Annotated in this window: 21 protein-coding genes; 20 read left to right on the top strand and 1 reads right to left on the bottom strand. The window is 70.1% G+C overall.

Annotated elements, in window-relative coordinates:
• Window positions 1-88 precede the first annotated feature (88 nt).
• From HV783_RS26670 to HV783_RS26650, 5 genes are read left to right on the top strand one after another with little or no spacing between them, the layout of a single operon-like run.
• Window positions 89-646, top strand: a complete 558-nt coding sequence (locus HV783_RS26670) for a low affinity iron permease family protein (protein ID WP_064524383.1) — start codon at window positions 89-91, stop codon at window positions 644-646.
• A complete protein-coding gene (locus HV783_RS26665; RefSeq protein WP_054502969.1) occupies window positions 643-1,149 on the top strand; it encodes a YciE/YciF ferroxidase family protein in 507 nt (168 codons plus the stop codon). Before HV783_RS26670 ends, HV783_RS26665 begins: the two co-directional genes overlap by 4 nt.
• A gap of 31 nt (window positions 1,150-1,180) precedes the next feature.
• Window positions 1,181-1,438 (top strand): hypothetical protein, encoded by a 258-nt coding sequence (locus HV783_RS26660; protein ID WP_054502968.1) that lies wholly within the window; start codon window positions 1,181-1,183, stop codon window positions 1,436-1,438.
• A gap of 9 nt (window positions 1,439-1,447) precedes the next feature.
• Window positions 1,448-3,355, top strand: coding sequence for a phosphoglucose isomerase-related protein (locus HV783_RS26655; RefSeq protein WP_175190187.1), 1,908 nt, complete (start codon window positions 1,448-1,450; stop codon window positions 3,353-3,355).
• On the top strand, window positions 3,352-3,759 hold the full coding sequence (locus HV783_RS26650; RefSeq protein WP_175190186.1) for a hypothetical protein: 408 nt from the start codon (window positions 3,352-3,354) through the stop codon (window positions 3,757-3,759). The genes HV783_RS26655 and HV783_RS26650 overlap by 4 nt, the downstream gene beginning before the upstream one ends.
• 15 nt (window positions 3,760-3,774) lie before the next feature.
• Here the strand turns inward: HV783_RS26650 and HV783_RS26645 are convergent, their stop codons facing one another.
• Window positions 3,775-4,851: a mechanosensitive ion channel family protein gene (locus HV783_RS26645; protein WP_064524417.1), complete on the bottom strand. Its 1,077-nt coding sequence runs from the start codon at window positions 4,849-4,851 to the stop codon at window positions 3,775-3,777.
• Between the two features lie 120 nt (window positions 4,852-4,971).
• Here HV783_RS26645 and HV783_RS26640 point away from each other — a divergent pair, with 120 nt between their 5' ends.
• From HV783_RS26640 to HV783_RS26570, 15 genes are all read left to right on the top strand, one after another.
• Window positions 4,972-5,697 carry a PIG-L deacetylase family protein gene (locus tag HV783_RS26640; RefSeq protein ID WP_054502965.1) on the top strand — a complete coding sequence of 242 codons (726 nt, stop codon included), beginning with the start codon at window positions 4,972-4,974 and terminating at the stop codon, window positions 5,695-5,697.
• Between the two features lie 9 nt (window positions 5,698-5,706).
• Complete coding sequence (locus tag HV783_RS26635) at window positions 5,707-6,582, top strand: glycosyltransferase family 2 protein (RefSeq protein WP_054502964.1); 876 nt, start codon at window positions 5,707-5,709, stop codon at window positions 6,580-6,582.
• Window positions 6,583-6,615: 33 nt separating this feature from the next.
• Window positions 6,616-7,092: a hypothetical protein gene (locus HV783_RS26630; protein WP_054502963.1), complete on the top strand. Its 477-nt coding sequence runs from the start codon at window positions 6,616-6,618 to the stop codon at window positions 7,090-7,092.
• 84 nt (window positions 7,093-7,176) lie between these two features.
• The gene (locus HV783_RS26625; protein ID WP_054502962.1) at window positions 7,177-9,882 is read left to right on the top strand and encodes an ATP-binding cassette domain-containing protein; all 2,706 of its coding nucleotides are present in this window, start codon (window positions 7,177-7,179) and stop codon (window positions 9,880-9,882) included.
• A 398-nt stretch (window positions 9,883-10,280) separates the two neighbouring features.
• A complete protein-coding gene (locus HV783_RS26620) occupies window positions 10,281-11,552 on the top strand; it encodes a glycosyltransferase (protein ID WP_175190185.1) in 1,272 nt (423 codons plus the stop codon).
• A 15-nt stretch (window positions 11,553-11,567) separates the two neighbouring features.
• The gene (locus tag HV783_RS26615) at window positions 11,568-12,293 is read left to right on the top strand and encodes an SDR family oxidoreductase (protein ID WP_144654768.1); all 726 of its coding nucleotides are present in this window, start codon (window positions 11,568-11,570) and stop codon (window positions 12,291-12,293) included.
• Window positions 12,284-12,865 carry a D-glycero-alpha-D-manno-heptose-1,7-bisphosphate 7-phosphatase gene (locus tag HV783_RS26610; protein ID WP_054502959.1) on the top strand — a complete coding sequence of 194 codons (582 nt, stop codon included), beginning with the start codon at window positions 12,284-12,286 and terminating at the stop codon, window positions 12,863-12,865. The genes HV783_RS26615 and HV783_RS26610 overlap by 10 nt, the downstream gene beginning before the upstream one ends.
• Window positions 12,862-13,980 (top strand): glycosyltransferase family 9 protein, encoded by a 1,119-nt coding sequence (locus HV783_RS26605; protein WP_175190184.1) that lies wholly within the window; start codon window positions 12,862-12,864, stop codon window positions 13,978-13,980. Before HV783_RS26610 ends, HV783_RS26605 begins: the two co-directional genes overlap by 4 nt.
• Window positions 13,968-15,707, top strand: a complete 1,740-nt coding sequence (locus HV783_RS26600; RefSeq protein ID WP_175190183.1) for a carbamoyltransferase family protein — start codon at window positions 13,968-13,970, stop codon at window positions 15,705-15,707. The genes HV783_RS26605 and HV783_RS26600 overlap by 13 nt, the downstream gene beginning before the upstream one ends.
• Window positions 15,704-16,696 carry a glycosyltransferase family 2 protein gene (locus HV783_RS26595; RefSeq protein ID WP_175190182.1) on the top strand — a complete coding sequence of 331 codons (993 nt, stop codon included), beginning with the start codon at window positions 15,704-15,706 and terminating at the stop codon, window positions 16,694-16,696. The genes HV783_RS26600 and HV783_RS26595 overlap by 4 nt, the downstream gene beginning before the upstream one ends.
• Window positions 16,693-17,754: a glycosyltransferase family 9 protein gene (locus HV783_RS26590; RefSeq protein ID WP_175190181.1), complete on the top strand. Its 1,062-nt coding sequence runs from the start codon at window positions 16,693-16,695 to the stop codon at window positions 17,752-17,754. The genes HV783_RS26595 and HV783_RS26590 overlap by 4 nt, the downstream gene beginning before the upstream one ends.
• On the top strand, window positions 17,751-18,725 hold the full coding sequence (locus HV783_RS26585; protein WP_175190180.1) for a glycosyltransferase: 975 nt from the start codon (window positions 17,751-17,753) through the stop codon (window positions 18,723-18,725). The genes HV783_RS26590 and HV783_RS26585 overlap by 4 nt, the downstream gene beginning before the upstream one ends.
• Complete coding sequence (locus HV783_RS26580; RefSeq protein WP_175190179.1) at window positions 18,722-19,762, top strand: UDP-glucuronic acid decarboxylase family protein; 1,041 nt, start codon at window positions 18,722-18,724, stop codon at window positions 19,760-19,762. Before HV783_RS26585 ends, HV783_RS26580 begins: the two co-directional genes overlap by 4 nt.
• On the top strand, window positions 19,759-20,967 hold the full coding sequence (locus HV783_RS26575) for a zinc-dependent alcohol dehydrogenase (RefSeq protein ID WP_054502952.1): 1,209 nt from the start codon (window positions 19,759-19,761) through the stop codon (window positions 20,965-20,967). The genes HV783_RS26580 and HV783_RS26575 overlap by 4 nt, the downstream gene beginning before the upstream one ends.
• Window positions 20,968-21,004: 37 nt before the next feature.
• Window positions 21,005-21,184: a hypothetical protein gene (locus tag HV783_RS26570; protein ID WP_054502951.1), complete on the top strand. Its 180-nt coding sequence runs from the start codon at window positions 21,005-21,007 to the stop codon at window positions 21,182-21,184.
• Window positions 21,185-21,399: the final 215 nt, after the last annotated feature.

The following is a 21,399-nucleotide window of genomic DNA, read 5'->3' as shown; positions in this document are numbered from 1 at the left end:
GGCTAGCACGCGTCGGGCCGCGTCGGGGCGGGCAGATGGGCACGCGGCTTGCTGGAAAGAAGCGCCGCGTCCGACAGGAAGGAGTCCCATGACCAGCAATCGCGTGCCTCGGCGCAAGCCGTCGTCGAAACGAGCGCCCCGCCCGCGCGGGGGCGACCGGGGCAATGCCGTTTCCCGCTTCTTCGATCATTTTGCCGCCCGGGTCACGAAGTGGACCGGGTCGCCCGTGGCGTTCGGGACGGCGCTGCTCGCGGTGCTGGTCTGGGGGCTTTCCGGTCCGGCGTTCGGTTATTCCGAAACCTGGCAACTGGTGATCAACACGGGCACCACGATCGTCACCTTCCTGATGGTGTTCCTGATCCAGCAGAGCCAGAACAAGGACAGCGAGGCGCTGCATCTGAAGCTTGACGAGCTGTTGATCGCGCTGCACGGCGCCGACGAGGGACTGGTCGATGCCGAGCGCCTGGATGAAGACAAGTTGTTGGCGCTGGCCGCGGCCTGCACCGCTCGCGCCCGAACGCAACGGCGCCAGCGCGCCCGCGATCCCGACGAAGCCGGCCGGCACCGGTCGGCACGGCGATTGCTGGACAGGTCCCGGCGGCCGCGATCGCGGCCCGCCCGCCAACCCGACAGGAGTCAGCAATGACGCAGAAGACCTTGCAGGATCTATTCATCCATGAACTTTCGGACATCTACAGCGCCGAGAAACAACTGACCCGGGCGCTGCCCAAAATGGCGCGCGCGGCCAGCGACGCCAAGCTCGCCGAGGCGTTCACGTCGCACCTGGAGGAGACGCGCGGACAGGTCGAACGCATCGACAAGATCGTCGAGGCCGCCGACTTCAGGCTCAAGCGCGTCAAATGCGCGGCGATGGAGGGCCTGGTGGAAGAGGGCCGCGACGTCATCGAGGACGTCGAGAAGGGCCCGGTGCTGGACGCCGCGCTGATCGCGGCCGCGCAGAAGGTGGAGCACTACGAGATCGCCAGCTACGGCACCTTGTGCACCTTCGCCAAACAACTGGGTCACGACGATGCGCTCGCCTTGCTGAAAGAGACGCTGGCCGAGGAAAAGGCCGCCGACGAAAAACTCAACACGCTGGCCCTGGAGCAGGCAAACGCCAAGGCCGCGCGCGCCGGCAAAGCCGCATAGGCCGGCCGACCCGTCCGACAAGGAGACCGCCATGGCGAACGCCACCAAGCATCCAGACACCGGCGAATCCGGACGACGCCGGCAGCCGGCGCGGCCGGACCAGTCGCCCGCGGAATCACCGGATCCGCCGGTCCGCGAACAGGACGCCGACCGCCATGGACGCTGGCCGCCGGGCGGCCTGCCCAATCCCATGCCGGACGTCGACCCGCAACAGACTCCCGGCATCGACCGGCTCGGCGATGCCGGCCCCGAGCAACGCGCTTGGCTGCGCGGCTGGCGCGCACTTTAGGAATCCACCATGGACATATATGTGCCCGTCGCGCCGTCGCGCGACAGCGCCGCGCGCCGCTTGCGGCCATCCGCGCCGGCCGCGCGCGCCGACGCCTATCCGGAGCGCGGCCCGATCGCGTTGAACGGCTATTCTCAGGTCCTGCCGGCCGCCTTGGCGGACCGGGTCGAGCGGCGCCTGGCCGTGGCGGACCGCGATGCCTGGATGCAGCGGCTGTGGGCCGCCGACGCCACGCTCTGGACCGGCGCCGATGAGGACCGCTGGCTGGGCTGGCTGCAACCGGGCGTGGCGCCGGGCCGGCTCGGCCGCTTCTGCGCCATCTGCCGGCGTCTGTGCGTGGCGGGATTCACCGACGCCGTGATGCTGGGAATGGGCGGCGCCACATTGGGCGCCGAGGCCTTGGCGCGCCTGCTTGGCGCGGCCGTCGGCGGGCTGCGCATGCATGTGCTCGATTCCACCGACACGGCCCAGATCCTGGCGCTGCAGGCGCGGCTGGACCTTGGCCGGACGCTGTTCGTGGTCGCCAGCAAATCGGGGACCACACTGGAATCCGGCATGCTCGCCGCCTATTTCCAGCAATGCGTGGCGGCCCGGCTGGGCCGCCAGGAAGCGGCCCGTCGCTTCGTCGCCATCACCGATCCGGGCACGCCCCTGCATGCGCATGCCCTGCGCGAAGGCTACGCGGCGGTTTTCCCCGGCAATCCGGCGGTGGGCGGACGCTACTCGGTGCTTTCGTCCTTCGGGCTGGTGGCGGCGGCGCTGCTGGGACACGATCCGGCCCGCCTGCTGCGGGCTGCCCGACCCATGCGGCGCGCCTGCTCGCCGCGCGCCGCCGCGCGGCGCAATCCCGGCCTGCTGCTGGGCTGCGCACTGGGTGAAGCGGCGCTGGCGGGCCACGACAAGGTCACGCTGCTGGCCGACCCCGGCCTGGACGCGCTGGCCGGGTGGCTGGAGCAGTTGCTGGCCGAGTCGACCGGCAAGGACGGCAAGGGGTTGATCCCGGTGGCGCAGGAGTGCGTGGCCGGGCCGGAGGAGTATGGGCGCGACCGCCTGTTCGTGCACCTTGCCGACGCGCGGTCGCCCGACGCGCGCATGGCCGCGTTGGCGCGCGACCTGGCCGCCGCCGGCCACCCGGTGCTGACCTGCCGTAATGGGTCCGCCCTGGCGGTGGGTCAGGAGTTCTTCCGCTGGGAATTTGCCACCGCGGTGGCCGCCGCCGTGCTGGGCGTCCATCCCTTCAACCAGCCCGATGTGGAGGCCAGCAAGGCGCGCACCCGCAGTCTGTCCGCCAACCCGGGCGGGGCCGCGCCGGGCGGCGCCGAGCTGCTGCGGGTGGAGGGGCCGCTGGCCTTCCATGGCAAGGCGGCGTCGGCCGATTCGGCGCTGGCGCTGCTGGCGTCGCACATGACGCAGGGAGCCCCCGGCGGCTACGTGGCCCTGCTGGCGTATCTGCCGCAAGGCGCGGCCTGCGAAGCCTGGCTGGCGGGCGCGCGCGACTGCGTGCGGCGCGGCACCGGCGCGGCCACGGTGGGCGGCTTCGGGCCGCGCTACCTGCATTCCAGCGGGCAATTGCACAAAGGCGGCACGCCGGGCGGGCGGTTCCTGTTTATCACCGCGGACGCGCCGCGGGTGCTCGAGGCGCCGGGCTACGCGGCCAGCTTCGGCGCGACCCAGGCGGCGCAGGCCTTGGGCGACATGGAGGAACTGATGGCCCGCGGCCGGCCTTGCCTGCGGGTGCATGTCTCGGGGGATCTCGCGGCCGGCCTCGCGCAGCTCGAGCGGCTGCTGCGGCAGGCGCTGACGCCCGCCGCGGCGCGCGCGGGGCTGTCCGCGGTCGGCGCGGCCACCGATTGCATCAACCCTCTACCCGCCACGCCCGACGCGCGACGGTCCCCCCTTTCTGGAGTCCTGCCATGAAACAAACCCCGATCCTCGCTGCCACGTTCGCCCTCAATATGTTGGCCGGCGCGGCCTCCTGGGCCCAGGCGCAGCCGCCGGCCGGCGCCACCAATCCGCCCGCCACGCCCGCGCCCGACGCCCGGCCCATGCCCAAGGCGCAGCCGGGGCAGCACCCAGCGCGCCCTCAACCCAAGGCGCAGCCGAATCAGGGCGCGCCCCACGCCGTGCCGAAATCGGAGCCGCCCCAGGGCGAGCCGCGTCCCGCCAAGGAAGACCGCCCCGCCAAGCGCCTGGACAGCGAGGGCGGCACCGACAGCCGGGGTGCGTCCGGCGGGCGAGGCGGCACCGGCTCGACCGGCCAGGGCGGCATGCCCGGCTCGGGCGCGTCGGCCGGCTCCGGCGGCACGACCGAGACCCGGTGAGGGCGCAGGCGCGGCTCAGGCCGCGCCGCTGTTGCGCGCGGGTTGCCGGGCCACGTGCAGGATGCGCTCCGGCAGCGCCAGGGCGATTCCGGCGGCCTGCAAGTCGCGCATCACGCCCAGGTAGATCGCCTGTTGCAGGTCCATGTAGCGGTTGTAGTCCGCGCTCATCACGTAGTAGACCGCCTCGAATTCCAGCGAACTCTCGGCCAGGCGCGCCAGGTGCGCGCGGTCGAAGCGGGTGTCGGGTTGCTGCTCGATCTGGGCGCGGATGATCCCGGGAACGGCGGCCACCTGCTCGACCGGGGTCTGGTAGGTGACCCGGATCGAGAACACGATGCGCCGTTGTTGCATGCGCTTGTAGTTCTGGATCGTCTGCTTGAGCAGTTCCGTGTTCGAGCACACGATCTGCTCGCCGCCCAGGCTGCGGATGCGGGTAGTCTTGAGGCCGACATGCTCGATGCTGCCGGCCACCGCCCCGAAGACGATGAAGTCGCCGGCCTCGAATGGCTTGTCCAGGCCAATGGAGATCGAGGCGAACAGGTCGCTCAGGATGGTCTGCACCGCCAGGGCCACGGCCACGCCGCCGATGCCGAGGCTGGCCACCAGCGCGGTGATGTTGACGCCAACGTTGTCGAGCATCGCCAGCAGCACGATCACCCATACCAGCGCCCGCAACAGAAACGATAGCAGCGTGGCGGTAATGGAGCCGGCGCGTCCCCGCGCCGCGACGGCATGCGTCAGGCCGACCTCGATGCCGCGATCGAGCCACAGCGCCAATTGCAAGGCGATCAGCACGAACCACAGGTGGCCGGGGCCGGCGCGCCCGGGCAGCGGCGCGCCCACCAGGTCGGCCGCCAGCAGCAGCGACGCCAGTGCCAGGATCATCCAACTGGTGCGCAACAGTACGCGCGACGCGGCGCCGGCGGCGCCCTGGCCGGCCGGTCGCGCGAGGCGGTCGAGCCGTGAACGGGCCAGGCGCAGGGCCAGCATCAACAGGAAGCAGAGGGCCGCGCCGACCGCCAGCGCCGCCAGCCACAGCGCGACGGGATGGCCGGCGAGAGCGGCGGGGTCGGAAAACCAGTGGGTGAGCATGTCGTCTCCGATGAGGGCAATGCCGGCGTGCAGCAACCGCCGTGCCGGGCGGCGGCGCTTGCGAGGTCTCGGCACGGCAGTTGCTGGACAGGCCACGTCCCGCCCCGGAGTCCCCCAACCATGCCGGCCGACCACGCCCACGTCCCTGCGTCTCCCGAAGACACGTCTCCCGCAGACACCGACGGTCTTTCCTGCCTCGTCGTCGTTTCGCCGCATCTGGACGATGCCGTGTTGAGTTGCGCCGGCCTGCTGGCGGCGCGACCGGGCTGCGTGGTGGTGACGGTGTACACCGGGGTTCCCGGCGCCGCCGCCATGCTGACGGACTGGGATCGGCGGTGCGGGTTCGACAGCGCCGGCCAGGCCATGCGCGCGCGCGTCGACGAGGACCGGCGTGCGATCGGCCTGCTCAAGGGGCAACGCGTGGCGCTCGATTTCCTCGATAGCCAATACGTGGCGTGTGCCGATGCCGGCATGCCGGCCCTGACGGAGCGCCTGATGCGCACGCTTGCCGCGCTGCGGCCCGATGGCGTGGCCATCCCGCTGGGGTTGCTGCATGGCGACCACATCCGTGTCAGCGACGCGGGGCTGATGGTGCGCGAAGCCTGGAAGGGCCCGGCCTGGTTCGCCTACGAAGATGTGCCCTACCGTAGCCTGCCCGGCGTGTTGCAGGAACGGCTGGCCCGCCTGCATGCGCGCGGCGTGGTGGCCGCGCCCGCGGAGCTGCCCGTGGACACGCGCGGCAAGGCCGCGGCCGTTGCCGCCTATGCCTCCCAGCTCAAGGGCCTGGGGCGCCGCGCGGACGAGCTGGGTCGCGAAGAGCGCTATTGGCGCCTGGTCGATGGGTGAGCCGCCGTGATGTCGAACGATTCCCGCACCTCCATCGTGGTGCTGACGCGCAACCGGCGCGATGAAGTGCGCCGAACGCTGGAGCGGCTGCTGGCGCTGCCGCAGCGCCATCGCATCATCGTGGTCGACAACGGCAGCGAGGATGGCAGCGCCGAGCTCATTGAACAGGCATTCCCCGACATGACGCTGCTGCGGGCGGGCGCCAACCTGGGGGCGGCGGGACGCAACCTGGGCGTGGCGCGCGTGACGACGCCCTACGTGGCCTTTTGCGATGACGACACCTGGTGGGCGCCGGATGCGTTGGCGCGGGCGGCCGACATCCTCGACCGGCATCCCGCGATCGCCGTCCTCAACGCGCAGGTGCGGGTCGGCCCGCGCGAGCGGCTCGATCCGGCCAGCGAGGCGATGGCGCGCAGCCCGCTGCCCGACATCGCCGGCGTGGGCCCGGCGCTGGTCGGCTTCATGGCGGGGGCCTGCGTGATGCGGGCCGAGGCCTTTGAGCGCGCGGGCGGCTATTGGCCCCCTTTCTTTATCGGCGGCGAGGAGGCCTTGCTTGCCTTGAACATCCGCGCGCAGGGCGGCCTCATCGTCTACGCCCCGGCGCTGCGCACGCACCACTGGCCTTCCGCCCAGCGCGATGCGCCGTTGCGTCGGCGGCTGCTTGCCCGCAATGCGCTGTGGACCGCGTGGCTGCGCCTGCCAGCGGGCATGGCGCTGGCGCGCAGTTGGACGGTGCTGCGCGGCTTGCCGGACTGGCGGGCACGCGCTCGCGCGTGCGTCGACGCCTGGTCTGGATGGCGATTGATCCGGCGTTGGCGCCGGCCCGTGGCGCCGGCCGTATGCCGCGAACTGCGGCAAGTCTGGCGCAGCGGGGCGGGCGACTGAACGCTTTGCCCCAATCAACATAAGGAGAGAACCATGAAATCCCTTCCGCTGGCCGCTTATTGGGAACGCGACGCGGCCGCCCGGGCGGTGCAACTGGCGCTGCCGATGCTGGAGGCCGCGCGCGCCGACAAGCGGGTCGGCGAGAGCGGCTTCCTGCACGTGGTGGTCATGAATCCGCTGGCCAGGCCCGGGGAGTGCGATTTTTCGCAGGCCATCCTGTACGAGCAGAGCGTCGGCGATCCCAATCGCTGGGACGCGGACTATGGCGCTTTCGCGCGCGGCAAGGCCCGGCTGAGCTGGCGCACCGGCCTGTCGAGCCACGAGGTGGTCGTGGCGCGGCCCCATTTGCTCCAGGCCAAGGACACGCCGGTCTGGGGCAGCGTGTCCGTGGATGGCATCGTGGTGGCGGTGAGCGGCGCCAACCCATGGTTCGATGAGGCTTTTGCCGCCGCCGTCGCGCACCTTTTCAAGGCGGTGGTGCGCGGACGCCGCGAAGCGGCGGATTCCTGAAGGGGCCGCGGCCGCGCCGCGCTGGCGCAGGCCGCGGAACGCGGGTTGCTGGTCGGGCCGGGCCACTGACCCGGAGACATGACCATGAACGGACCCGACATCCACGAGGCGCGCCAGGCGCGCAACGAGGTGACGCGCACCATCCTGCGCGCCCTCTGGAAGTACCGGGGCCGTACGGCCGCCGCCCTGGCGCTGTTGCTTGCCGCCAAGCTGCTCATGGTGCTGGTGCCGGTCATTCTCAAGAACATCGTCGATACCCTGAGCGCGCCGGGCGGGCTGGTGCTGCCCGCCTTCCTGCTGCTGGGCTACGCGGTGACGCGTTTTGGCGGCAGTGTGTTCACGGAACTGCGCGACGTGGTGTTCTCGCAGGTGGTGCAACGGACCGTGGCCGAATTCACGGTGTCGGTCTTTGCCCGGCTGCAGCGGCTCGGGGCACGCTTCCATGGGGCGCGCCAGACCGGCGCCCTGGCCCGTGACGTCGAGCGCGGCACCGCGGGCGTTGGCTTCCTGCTGGGGACCGGGCTGTTCACGTTGCTGCCGACGCTGGTGGAGATCGTGTCGGTCGTGCTGATCCTGGTGATGGGCTACAGCGCCTGGTATGCGCTCATCGTCATGGTCACGTTCAGCGCCTACTCCATCTATACCAGCGTGCTGGTGCGCAAGCGCATGGCCTACCAGCGACGCTTGAATGAACTGGATTCGAAGGCCAGCGGACGCATGGTCGACAGCCTGCTGAACTACGAGGCGGTCAAACTGAACGCCAACGAAGGCCTGGAGGCGGACCGCCTGACCCGGGTGCTGGACGAATGGGCCGGCGTGGGAGTGCGCAATCAGCGCTCGCTGTCGCGGTTGCACGTGGGGCAGAGCGGCATCATCGCCTGTGGCGTGGCGGCGGTGATGATACTGGCGGGGCAGCAAGTGGTCGGGGGCCGGATGACGGTGGGCGACCTGGTGCTGGTCAACGCCTACATCATCCAGATCTGCCTGCCACTGAACACGCTCGGCCTGATCTTCCGACAGGCCAAGGAGGCGTTCGTCAACGCCGAGCGGGTCTGCGATCTGCTGCGGCATCCGGTCGAAACGGGGGATGATCCCCAACTGCCGTCACTGGAGCCTGGCGGCGGCGACATCCGTTTCGAAGATGTCGGTTTCGGCTATGAGCCGGGCCGGCAGATCCTGTGGAATATCGATTTCACCGTGCCCGCGGGGACCACGCTGGCGGTGGTGGGCGGCAGCGGCTCGGGCAAGTCGACGCTGGCGCGGCTGTTGTTCCGCTTTTATGACGCGGACAGCGGCCGCGTGCTGATCAACGGCCAGGATCTGCGGGCCGTGAACGTGCGCAGCATCCGTCGCGCGGTGGGGATCGTGCCGCAGGATACGCTGCTGTTTAACGAGACCATTGCCTACAACATTGCCTATAGTCGGCCCGATGCGACGCCCGACCAGGTGACGCTTGCCGCGCGCGGGGCGCGCGTGCACGAATTCATCGAAAGCCTGCCGGCAGGCTATGACACGCCGGTGGGTGAACGGGGCGTCAAGCTGTCGGGGGGCGAGCGCCAGCGCATCGCGATCGCCCGCGCCATCCTGAAGAACCCGGCCATCATGGTGTTTGACGAAGCGACCTCGGCGCTGGACACGCGCACCGAGCGCGCGATCCAGGCCGAGCTGCAGCGCATCTCCACGGGCCGCACCACCTTGATCATCGCGCATCGGCTGTCCACCATCGTGCACGCCCACAATATCCTGGTGCTCGACCACGGCCGCATTGTCGAGCAGGGACGCCATGAGGCGTTGCTCCAGAGGCAGGGCATCTATGCACAGATGTGGGCGTTGCAGCGCCAGCAGTCGGCGCTTGAGGAGAGCCAGGGCCGGTCGACGCGCCAGCCGGTCAACCTGGTCGCGGTGGTCGCGGGGGTGCTTGACGCATCCCGCGAGGCGGCCCAGGAGAAGGGCGTCAACCTGTACACCCAGATCGGCGGCGAGGCGGCGCGCATCACGGGCGATCCCAGCGACCTGCAACAACTGGTGTGGAGTCTGTTCCTGCATGCGATCGCGGTCACGCCGGCGGGCGGGCGCGTCGGCATACGGTTGCAGCGCGAGGGGCCCATGACGCGCCTGACGGTGACGGACGGGCGGGCCGAGGCGGGCGCCGATCCGGCCGCGGCGGACTTTCATCTCAACCCCACCGACGCCTTGCGGGCGGCGGTGGCGACGGACCCCGCGCAACTGGCGGCGCAGGCACAACGCCAGGGCGGCATTTTCCATAGCATCCCTTCGGCCGCCGGCGGGCAGGCCTATGCGGTGGACTTCCCGGTGCGCGCGGTGGAGCCCGCCGCGCTGCGCACCGATATGAACCTGCCCGATCTGCGCGCCGTGACCGTCGCATTGGTCGATGACCAGGCGGAGGCGCGCGAGCTGGTCGCCGACATCCTGGCGACGCAGGGCGCGAGCGTGGCGCAATATCCCGACGGGCGGCAGTTGCTGGCCGCGCTCGAGACGGCACAGGCGCCGCAATGGCCGCAGGTGCTGATCTGCGACCTGTCTCTGGGGGACATCGACGGCTACGAAGTCATCGACCGAATCCGCGCGCTCGAGGCCGAGCGCGGCGCGGCCCTGGCGCACCGCCTGCCAGCGATCGCGCTGTCGGGGCATGCGGGTCCGGATTACCGGTTGCGCAGCCTGCTTGCCGGATTCCAGGTCCATCTCGCCAAGCCGGTCGACCCGAACGAGTTGCTGGCGACGGTCGGCACACTGCTGCCGGAGCGCGGGCGCGCCGGGGGCGCCACCTGAATATCGCTTGAATGTCACTGTTTTCGCGGCCTCCGCACTTCTTACACGCAACAGTAAGAAGTACCGGATAGCGCCGGCACACGGCGCCGCGGCCCTTCGCGAACCGCGGGCAACAAGGTCCGCTTCTCGATCCGTTTCGCGTCGCTCCATTGCCGCGGCCGCATATCGGCACAGCACTTGCGATGTTGGCCACATCCGCGCAGGGCAGGCGCCACGCGGTGTTTCACGAACCGCGACAGGAGTACCGACATGAACCATCGAGAAAGATACGACCGCCGCCGGCCGCGAGGACCGCGCCGACAGCCGCGCCGGTGTTCAGGCCGTCGACAACCGTATCCGCATCGCCGGGGCGGGCCAGGGCTGGCCGGGCCCGCGCCCCTCCGTCTGGGAGCAGGACAATGAAAAAGATCGCCATCATCAGTGAACACGCGTCGCCGCTGGCCCTGGCCGGCAGCATCGACAGCGGCGGGCAGAATGTCTACGTGGCGCAAGTGGCGCGAGAGCTCGCGCGGGCCGGCATGCAGGTCGACATCTTCACCCGCAAGGACAATCCGGCGCTGCAGCCCGAGCACGCCTGGATGCCCGGCATCAAGGTGGTGCACGTGCCCGCCGGGCCCGAAATCTACCTGGCCAAGGAGCAGATGCTTGCCTACATGGACGACTTCTCGCGCTATCTGCTGCGCTATGTCAGCCGGCAGGACAGGGCCTACGACGTCATCCACGCCAATTTCTTCATGTCGGCCTGGGCCGCGCTGCCGGTTGCGCAGCGCCACGGCATTCCGCTGGCCGTGACGTTCCACGCATTGGGCAAGGTCCGCCGCCAGCACCAGCAGGAAGCGGACCTGTTTCCCGACAGCCGCTTCGACATCGAGACCGAGATCGTCCGGCGCGCCGACCGCATCATCGCCGAATGCCCGCAGGACCGCCGCGACCTGATGGAGCTGTATGGGGCCGACCCGCGCTGCATCGAAGTCGTGCCGTGCGGCTACGACGCCGCCGAGATGGCGCCGCAGCCCAGGGCCCGCGCGCGCGCCCTGCTGGGTTGGGATCACGACGATTTCACGTTGCTGCAACTGGGGCGCATGGTGCCGCGCAAAGGCGTGGACAACGTCATCCGCGGCCTGGCGAGGCTGCGCCATCAGCATGGCGTCAACGCGCGCCTGTGCGTGGTGGGCGGCAATACGGACGATGCCGACGAAACGGCCACGCCCGAAATCGGCCGCCTGCGCCGGATTGCGCGTGAGGAGGGGGTGGCGCCCTGGGTGCAGTTCACCGGCCGCCGTCATCGGGACCAGTTGGCGGCCTACTACAGCGCCAGCGATGTGTTCGTGACCACGCCCTGGTATGAGCCTTTCGGCATCACGCCGGTGGAGGCGATGGCCTGCGGACGGCCCGTGGTGGGGGCGGATACCGGCGGCATCCGCAGCACCGTGGTGGACGGCAAGACCGGCTTCCTGGTGCCGCCGCGCGATCCGCAGCGGCTGGCCGAGCGGCTGGCGCTGCTGGCCGCCGATCCCGCGCTGTGCGCCCGGTTGGGCGAGGCCGGCCGGCTGCGGGCACGACGCCTGTTCACCTGGAAGCGGGTGGGACTGGATCTGTTGTCGGTCTATCGCCAGATGGCGGCGCAGGCCGCCCGGGTGGATCGGCATGCCGCGCGGATCGCGGCTTGAGACAAGGAGCGCGACATGCGGTGTGACAGCTTGAAGGAACGAGTGGTGTTGGTGACCGGCGGCGGCAGCGGACTGGGCGAGGCCTTGTGCGTCATGCTGGCGGCCGAAGGCGCGCGCGTCGCCGTGGCCGACATCGACGAGCGGCGCGCGCAGGACCTGGCCGGACGGCTCAAGGCCGGCGGCGCCGACGTGATGGGCTGCGTCATGGACGTGGGCGTGGCGCGGGATGTGGAGGAATGCCTGGACGCCGTGGCGCGGCGGTTCGGCCGGCTCGATGCCATCGTCAACAGCGCGGGCATCGACGTCACCGCGCCGATCGGCGCGCTCGATGCCGATGTCTGGGAGCGCGTCCTGCGCACCAATCTGACGGGGCCGTTCCTGATGGCCAAGCTGGCCAAGGACAGGCTCAGCCCGGGAGGGCACATCGTCAACGTGGCCTCGACCGCCGCGCGGCGGGCCTGGCCCAACGCCAGCGCCTACCACGCGAGCAAGTGGGGCCTGATGGGCCTGTCGCATGCGCTGCACGCCGAGTTGCGGCCCGCGGGCCTGAAGGTGAGCGCCGTCATCGCCGGCGGCATGCGCACGCCGTTCCTGCTGGATCGGTTTCCCGATATCGATGTGGATACGCTGCAGGACCCCGCCAATGTCGCTCGCGCGGTGTGCTTCGTGCTGACGCAGCCGCAGGAGACGGTCGTGCCCGAGGTCATGGTGCTGCCCATGAAGGAGACGTCATGGCCATGAGGCCCGCGGTGTTTCTCGACAAGGACGGCACCGTTCTGGCCGACGTGCCGTACAACGTCGACCCCGCGAAGATGGTCTACGCGCCCATGGCCTTTGCCGCGCTCAACCGCCTCGGCGCGGCCGGGGTGACGCTGGTGGTGGTGAGCAATCAGTCGGGCGTCGCGCGCGGCCTGTTTCCGCTGGCCGCGCTGGATGCCGTGCAGGTGAAGCTGGCCGCCATGTTCATGGCGGCCGGGGCCTGGCTCGAGGGCTTCTACTGGTGTCCGCACCATCCGGCCGGCAGGGTCGCCGGCTTCGCCGTCGATTGCGACTGCCGCAAGCCGCGCCCCGGGCTGCTGCTGCGGGCCGCGGGCGAACTCGGCCTGGACCTGGCCCGCTCCTGGTTCATCGGCGACATCCTCGATGATGTCGAGGCCGCCAATCGCGCCGGTTGCCGCAGCCTGCTGCTGGACGTCGGGCATGAAACCGAGTGGCGCGAGGGGCCCCACCGGGTGCCTGATGCGCGCGCCGCCGACCTGGATGCCGCCGCGCGGCTGGTGCTGGCGGACTGGCCCGCCCCGGGGAGGCAATGATGCATCCTGATTGGAACGATTGCCCGCATGTGCTCGGCATCCGCCTGGACAACATGGGGGATGTGCTGATGTGCACGCCGGCGCTGCGCGCGCTGCGTCAATCCGGCGCGAAACGGCTGTCGCTGCTGACCTCCCGCGCGGGCGCGCGGCTGGCGCCGTTCCTGCCGGAGGTGGACACCGTCATGGCCTACGACGCCGCCTGGATCAAGAACGCGTCGGCCGGCAATGCCGATGATCTGGAGGCGGTGGCGCGCCTGCGCGCCCTGCGGCCGGATGCCGCCGTGGTGTTCACCGCCTACAGCCAGAGCGCCCTGCCTGCCGCGTTGCTCTGCCACCTTGCCGGGGTGCCGCGGGTGCTGGCCTATAGCCGCGAGAACCCCTACCGCCTCATCAGCCACTGGGTGCGCGAGACCGAGCCGGCGGCCGGCATCCGCCACGAAGTGCGGCGGCAACTGGACCTGGTGGCGCAGGTTGGCGCGCGCACCGACCAGCCCGGCTTGTCCTTCCAGGTACGCGACGAGGACCGCCGTTCGCTGGCGTCGAAGCTGCATCGTCAGGGCGTTACGGAGCCCGGCGGGTGGATCTGCGCGCACGCTGGCGCCACCGCCGCTTCGCGACGCTATCCGGCGGCGCTGATGGTGCGCGCCTTGACCGGCCTACGCGGCGAAGGCCGGCGCATTCTGCTGCTGGGCGGCCACGAAGATCCGGCGCTGGCCCCCGCGCTGGCGGCGGCGCGGCCGCTGCTGCCCGGCCTGGTGGACCTGTCGGGGGAACTCGACCTGGGCGAAATGGGAGCGGCGCTGGAAGCGGCGGCGGTCCTGATATGCAACAACAGCGGGCCGGCGCATGTCGCGGCCGCGCTGGGAGTGCCGGTGGTGGACCTGTATGCGTTGACCAACCCGCAGCACACGCCTTGGATGACGCCCGCGCGCGTGCTCAGTCACGACGTGCCGTGCAAGTACTGCTATCGCAGCGTCTGCCCGCAGGGCCATCACGCCTGCCTGGCCGAGGTGCCGCCGGAAAGTGTGGTGGCGGCGGCCCGGGAATTGCTGGCCAGCCCGGGAGCGCGCGCCGACCGTCATTTCGCCAAGGAGGAACTGTCATGTACACCCTAGGAATCAATGCCGCCTACCACGATTGTTCCGCCACCCTGGTGCGCGACGGCGTGGTGCTGGCCGCCGCCGAGGAAGAGCGTTTCACCCGAGTCAAGCATGGCAAGCGGCCCGTCCCCTTCACCACCTGGCAACTGCCGTATCACGCCATCGACTATTGCCTGTCGGCCGGCGACATCCGTCTGCGGGACGTGGACCATATCGTCTATTCCTACGATCCCGCCCTGCTGGCCGGCAGTCGCCCGCTGGCCACGGACATCACCTTGCCGCTGGAACCGTCGCGCGCCGGCGTCGGCGCCGAGGGTGAATCGCCGTGGGATCCGCTGTTCCTGTCCTATCTGGTCAACGCGCCGCGCCAACTGCTGGACGGCGCCCCGCACCACCTCAAATCACCGCGCTTCGATGACCTCACGCTGGATCACATCCTGGAGCGCTGGGTTTTCCTGGACCACCATCTGTGCCACGAGGCCAGCGCCTTCCTGGCCGCGCCCTGCGAGGAATGCGCGGTGCTCACCATGGATGGGCGCGGCGAGCGCACCACCACCAGCTACGGCCACTTCTCCGAGGGCGAGTATGGCCGCCTCAAGCAGATCGACCTGCCGCATTCGCTGGGCCTGCTGTACGAGGAGGTGACGCGTTATCTGGGCTTCCTGCATTCGTCCGACGAATACAAGGTGATGGCGCTGGCCTCGTTCGGAAAACCTGAATTCCGCGCCGCATTCCGCGACATCCTGAGGCTGGAGGAAGAGGGCGGCTACTCGGTGCAGCCGGCGCGGCTGGCCGAGCGCTTCGGTCCGCCCCGGCACCGCGGGGCGCCGTTCGAAGACAAGCACAAGCACATCGCCAGTTCGCTGCAATACGTGCTGGAGGAAACCGCGCTGCACATGGCGCAATGGCTGCACGCCAGGACCGGCGCCCGCAACCTCAGCATGGCGGGCGGGGTGGCGTTGAATTGCGTGATGAACGCCCGCATCGCGCGCGACGGCCCGTTCGACACCGTGTGGGTGCAGCCCGCCGCCGGCGATGCCGGCACCTCGCTGGGCGCCGCGCTCTACGTCGACTATCATCGGCGCGGCGGCAAGCGGGCCTGGACCATGGATCATGCCTACCTTGGCCCCGCCTATGGCGACGAGGAGATCGAGCGCTTTCTGTACGCGAGCCGGCAGGACTTCCGGCGGCTGGACGACGTCGCCGGCGAGGCCGCCGCGCTGCTGGCGCGGGAGAAGATCATCGGCTGGTTCCAGGGGCGCATGGAGTTCGGGCCGCGCGCGCTGGGGGCCCGCTCGATCCTGGCATCGCCGCTGGACAGCGCCATGCAGGCGCGCCTGAACGGCCTGAAGGACCGGGAGGATTTCCGGCCGGTGGCGCCGGTCGTCATGGAAGAGCGCGCCACGCAATGGTTCGATGGCCATGGGGCCGATCCGATCTGCGCGCCGTTCATGCTGTTCGTCTACGACGTGCTGCCGCAATGCGCCGGCCGCATCCCGGCCGTTCGGCACATCGATGGCACGGCGCGAGTGCAGACCGTGCGCCGCGACCAGAATCCGCGTTACTACGACCTGCTGGCCGCCTTCGAGCGACAGACGGGCGTGCCGGTCCTGGTCAACACGTCGTTCAACACACGCGGCGAGCCCGTGGTCTGCACGCCGCGTGACGCCCTGGAGTGCTTCTGGACATCGCCGCTGGACGCGCTGGTCATCGGTTCCTACCTTGTCGAGAAGCCGGGATGACGCCCGGCCCTGTTCCCGCCGTGTCGGTGGTGGTGCCGACCTTCAGGCGACCGGCGCTGCTGGCCCGTTGCCTGTCGGCGCTGGCGCGCCAGGAGTTCGCGCGCGATGGCTATGAAGTGCTGGTATGCGACGATGCCGCGAGCGCGGCCACGCGCCGGCAGGTCGAGGCGCTGCGGCGTGAATGGGATGGCCGTCCCACCTTGCGCTACCTGGCGGTCAGCGGCACCCGCGGCCCGGCGGGCGCCCGCAACCTGGGGTGGCGCAGCGCCAAGGCCGAGATCATCGCGTTCACCGATGACGACACCATCGTCCACCCCGACTGGCTGTGGCAGGGGGTGCAGGCGTTGGAGACGGACGCGGACACGGCCGCGGTGGCCGGCGTGACGGACATGCCATTGCCGCAACCGCCCAGCGATTACGAACGCGACGCGGCCGGGCTGACCCGCTCGGAGTTCATCACCGCCAACTGCTTCGTGCGGCGCGCCGCGCTGGTGGCCGTGGGAGGCTTCGACCCGCGCTACACCATGGCCTGGCGGGAAGACTCCGATCTGCATTTCGCCTTGCTCGATCATGGCCTGACGGTGCGCCGCGCACACCAGGCGCGGGTCACGCATCCGATGCGGCCAGTGGCTTTCGGCGCCGGTCTGGGCATGCAGAAGAAGGTGATGTTCGACATGCTGCTGCGCAAGAAATATCCGTTGCTGTACCGCACCCGCGTCCATCCGCGCGCGCCGCGCCTTTACCTCGCGATCACCGCCAGTGCCGTCTGCGCCCTGGCGTTGACAGCGTTGGGGCAGCGCCAGGGCGCGTGGGCCGCGGCGGGGCTGTGGCTGGCGCTGAGTGTGGGATTTTTCCTGCGCCGGCTGCGCGGGACGCGGCGAACCCTGCGCAATGTGTTGGATCTGGCCCTCACGTCGGCATGCATTCCCGTGCTGTCGATCGGCTGGCGCGCCGTCGGTCTGCTGCGCTTCGCGAGCGTCAAGCCATGAACGCGCCGCTGCTCGCCGACCGCCCTCCCGACCGCATCGCCGTATTCCGGGCGCTGCAGTTGGGCGACATGCTGTGCGCGGTGCCGGCGCTGCGGGCCTTGCGCCAGGCGTTTCCCCATGCCCGCATTGCGCTGATCGGACTGGCGGGCATGGGCGAATTCGCGCGCCGCTTCCACGCCTATGTCGATGAGCTGATCGCCTTTCCCGGCATTCCCGAATTTCCGGAACAGGCCTGTCGACCGCATGAGTTGCCGGCTTTCTTTCGCCGCCTCCGCGCGGCTCGGCTGGATGTGGCCTTGCAGATGCATGGCAGCGGCGCGCAGTCGAACCGCATCGTGGGCCAGCTCGGAGCGGCCAGTTGGGGAGGGTTCGTGGCCGAACCCGGCGCCCAGGTTCCCGGCCGGCGCCTGTACTGGCCCGACGAGCTGCCGGAGCCGCAGCGCTATCTTGCGCTCCTGCGCTTCCTGGGACTGCCGGCTGCCGACGACCGCCTGGAATTTCCGTGTGACGAACAGGACGAGGCCGAGGCGCACGCCGTGCTGCGCAAGCATGCGCTGGATCCCGCGCGGCTCGTGCTGCTGCATCCGGGCGCGAGGCTGGCTTCACGGCGCTGGCCGCTGGCGCGCTATGCCGAGGTCGCCCGCGCCCTGCAGGGCGCGGGCTGGCAGGTGGCGCTGACCGGCACCACCGCCGAACAGTCGTTGACCCGCGAGCTGAAGCAACGGGCGGGACTGCCCCTGCCGGACCTGTGCGGCGCGACGAGCCTGGGCGGATTGGCGGCATTGCTGCGCGCGAGCCGCCTGCTGGTGTGCAACGACACCGGCGTTTCGCACATGGCCGCCGCGATGGGCGCGGCCAGCGTGGTGATCGCCTGCGGCAGCGATGCGCGCCGCTGGGCGCCGCGCGACCGTCGCCGTCACCGCGTGCTGGCGGCGCCCGTGCCCTGCCGGCCCTGCGCATACGAAACCTGCCCGATCGGCCATCCCTGCGCGTGGCGCGTGACCGTGGCCGACGTGCTGGAGCAGGCCGGGCGGCAATTGACGGAGGCGCGCGCATGAATCCGATCGCTTCGGCCGTCGCGCCGGCCCGCCGCCTGCGCATCCTGACCTGGCACGTCCATGGCAACTACCTGCATGCCCTCGGCCACGTGCCGCATGACTTCGTGGTGCCCGGCTTGCCTGGCGACCCTGCCGGATACGGCGCGCTGGGCCCGCGCATCCCCTGGGGCGACAACCTGACGCAACTGCCGGCGGGCGAGCTGCGCGCGCAACGGTTCGACTGCGTGCTGTACCAGTCACGCCAGAACCTGGAAGACGCCCGCCTGCTGTTGAGCGATGCGCAGCGCGCCTTGCCCTGCGCCTACCTGGAACACAACCCGCCGGCCCCGCACCCCACCGATACGGTGCATCCGTTCCGCCATGATCGCGGCGTGCTGGTGCACGTGACGCCTTTCAATGCGGAGATGTGGGACAACGGCGGCATGCCGGTGCGCGTGGTCGAGCATGGCGTGCCGCCGCCCGGCGTGGCCTACGACGGCAGCCTGGCGCGCGGCATCGTGGTGGTCAACCACCTCGCCCGCCGCGGCCGGCGCATCGGCCTGGACCTGTTCGAGCGCATGCGCGCCCGCACCCCGCTCGACCTGATCGGCATGGAGTCGGAGACCCTGGGAGGGCTCGGCGAGGTGCCGAACATGGAGGTGGCCGCCTGTCTGGCGCGCTACCGCTATTTCTTCAGTCCGGTGCGCTATGCCAGTCTCGGCCTGTCGCTGGTGGAGGCGATGCTCTGCGGCGTTCCCGTGGTCGGGTTCGGCACGACCGAGTTGCCGGCGCTGATCGTCAACGGCGAAAACGGCTTTGTGGACACGCGCATCGAACGCCTGGCGCAGGTGGCGCGGCAACTGCTGGCCGAGCCCGACCTGGCCAGGGCCTGGGGGGCCGCCGGACGCGAAACCGCCTTGCGGCGTTTCGGCATGGATCGCTTCGTGGCCGACTGGCTGTCGGTATTCGAACAACTTACGGAGGCCGCATGACTACGACAACATTGCCCAAGGGCCGCGCGCTGGTCGCCGGCGGCGCGGGATTCCTCGGATCGAACCTGTGCGCGCGGCTGCTGGCCGATGGCTGGGAGGTGGTCTGCGTGGACAATTTCCAGACCGGGCGGTCGCGCAACCTGGCATCGCTGGCCGCGCATCCGCGCCTGGCCATCGTGCGCCACGACATCGTCGACCCGTTGCGGAACCTGACCCGGGTCGATCGCATCTACAACCTGGCCTGTCCGGCGTCTCCGGTGCATTACCAGGCCGATCCATTGAAAACGCTGCGTACCTGCGTGCTGGGCTCGATGCAGTTGCTGGAGCTGGGCCGGCGTTGCGGCGCGCGGGTGCTGCAGGCCTCCACCAGCGAGGTGTACGGCGATCCGCTGGAGCACCCGCAGCGTGAAGGGTACTGGGGCCACGTCAATCCGGTCGGGCCGCGCTCCTGCTACGACGAAGGCAAGCGTTGCGCGGAGACCATTTTCATGGAGTACGCCGCGCGCGAGGGCGTCGACGTCAGGATCGCGCGCATCTTCAACACTTATGGGCCGCGCATGGCGCCGGATGACGGCCGCGTGGTGTCGAATTTCATCGTGCAGGCCCTGGCTGGCCAGCCGCTGACCATTTATGGCGACGGCACCCAGACCCGTTCTTTCTGCTATGTGGACGATCTCATAGACGGCCTGGTGCGGCTGATGGAGAGCGCGCCGCCGGACCTGCGGCCAGTGAACCTGGGCAATCCCGCCGAGCTCACGATGCTGGAAATCGCGGACATGGTCAGGACCCTGACCGGCGCCGACGTGCCGCTGGAGCATCACGGCCTGCCGGTCGACGATCCGGCGCATCGCTGCCCGGACATCTCTCTGGCGCGCGACCGGCTGGGCTGGTCGCCGCGCATCGACCCCCTGGAGGGGATGGAACGCACCGTGGCCTACTTTTCCACTGAAACCGGCATGGCGCGGCGGCTACCCCGGCCGCGCCGGTCTTTCGCCGCGTCGGCGCAAGGCCCGATCACGCTAAGGAGCCTGTCATGAAAGCTGTCGTATTCCACGCCATCGGCGATATCCGCCTGGAGACCGTGCCCGATCCTGAATTGTTGGAGGACACGGACGCCATCGTGCGCCTGACCGCCAGCGCCATCTGCGGCACGGACCTGCACTTCGTGCGGGGCACCATGGAGGAGGTCACGCCCGGCACCATCCTTGGCCACGAAGGGGTCGGGGTGGTCGAGCGCCTCGGTCCGGGCGTCCGAAACCTCAACCTGGGCGACCGGGTGGTGATTCCTTCCACCATTGCCTGCGGCTACTGCTCCTATTGTCGCGCGGGCTACTACGCGCAGTGCGATAACGCCAATCCCAATGGCCGCGACGCCGGCACGGCCTTCTATGGCGGTCCGCAGGGCACCGGCCCTTTCCACGGGCTGCAGGCCGAGCTCGCGCGGGTGCCTTTCGCCAATGTGAACCTGGTGAAGATTCCCGATGAGGTCACGGACGAACAGGCGCTGATGCTGTCCGACATCTTTCCCACCGGCTATTTCGGCGCCGACCTGGCGGACATCAAGCCGGGCCATACCGTGACGGTCTTCGGTTGCGGGCCGGTCGGCCAGTTCGCGATCGCGTCGGCCCGGCTGATGGGCGCGGGCAGGATCTTCGCCGTCGATGCCGTGCCGGACCGCCTGGCGATGGCGCGCGCCCAGGGCGCCGAAGTGGTCGACTTCAACGCCGAGGACCCGGTGGCCTGCATCCGGGGCTTGACGGGCGGCATCGGCACCGACTGCGCGATAGACGCGGTGGGCGTGGATGCCGTGCATGCCCATGACGGCCCGGCGGCGGACGGCGGCGACATCGCGGCCATGGAACACGAATCCCGCCAGATCGCGCCGCATGCGCGGCCGGATCATGGCGACTGGGTGCCGGGCGATGCGCCGTCGCAGGCGTTGCAGTGGGCGGTGCGGGCGCTGGCCAAGGCAGGCAGTCTTGCAATCATCGGCGTCTACCCGCCCAATGATCGCACCTTTCCGATCGGCGAGGCCATGAACAAGAACCTGACGGTGCGGATGGGCAATTGCAATCACCGCAAGTATGTGCCGCGGCTGATGGAACTGGTGCGCACCGGGGCGATCGATCCGGCGGCCATCCTGACGCGGCAGGAGCCGCTGACGGGCGCGATCGAGGCCTATCGCGCCTTTGACCGCCGGCAACCCGGCTGGATCAAGGTCGAGCTGGCGCCAGGTCACTGAGGCATTTTTTCGATATCACCCGACAGGGAGAACCGTCATGAAAACCAAAGACACCCAACCGCATCCCTCGCAGGACGATACGCCGCGCCAGGCGCAGGCGAGTCACGGCGACAGCCAGCACCGCAGCAAGAAAGCGGGGCACGTCACCCGTATCGGCACGGGGCAGGACCAGCAGAGCTCGCGCAATCGTGGCGCTGGCGCCCGCAGCAAACCCTGACCCGCGCCATTCCGAGCCGGCGCCGGCAGGCAGGGGCCGCCGGCCGGCCGTGCAAGGCAACAGGCCCCCTCTGGAGAACACCATGAGACATTCCCACCCCTCACATCCGTGGGCCGCCGCGCTGGCCGGCCTGGCCATGGCGCTGGGCGCCACCGCTGTGTGCCCGGCCCAGCCGGCGCGAGAGCCCGCCGCGGGCGCGGCGCCGGGCTCGCAGG

Source organism: Achromobacter dolens (assembly GCF_902859745.1).
In the GTDB taxonomy this organism is placed as follows: domain Bacteria; phylum Pseudomonadota; class Gammaproteobacteria; order Burkholderiales; family Burkholderiaceae_B; genus Achromobacter; species Achromobacter dolens.
Note: the sequence above shows the minus strand (reverse complement) of the source record. Positions and strands in the feature narration are given on the sequence as shown.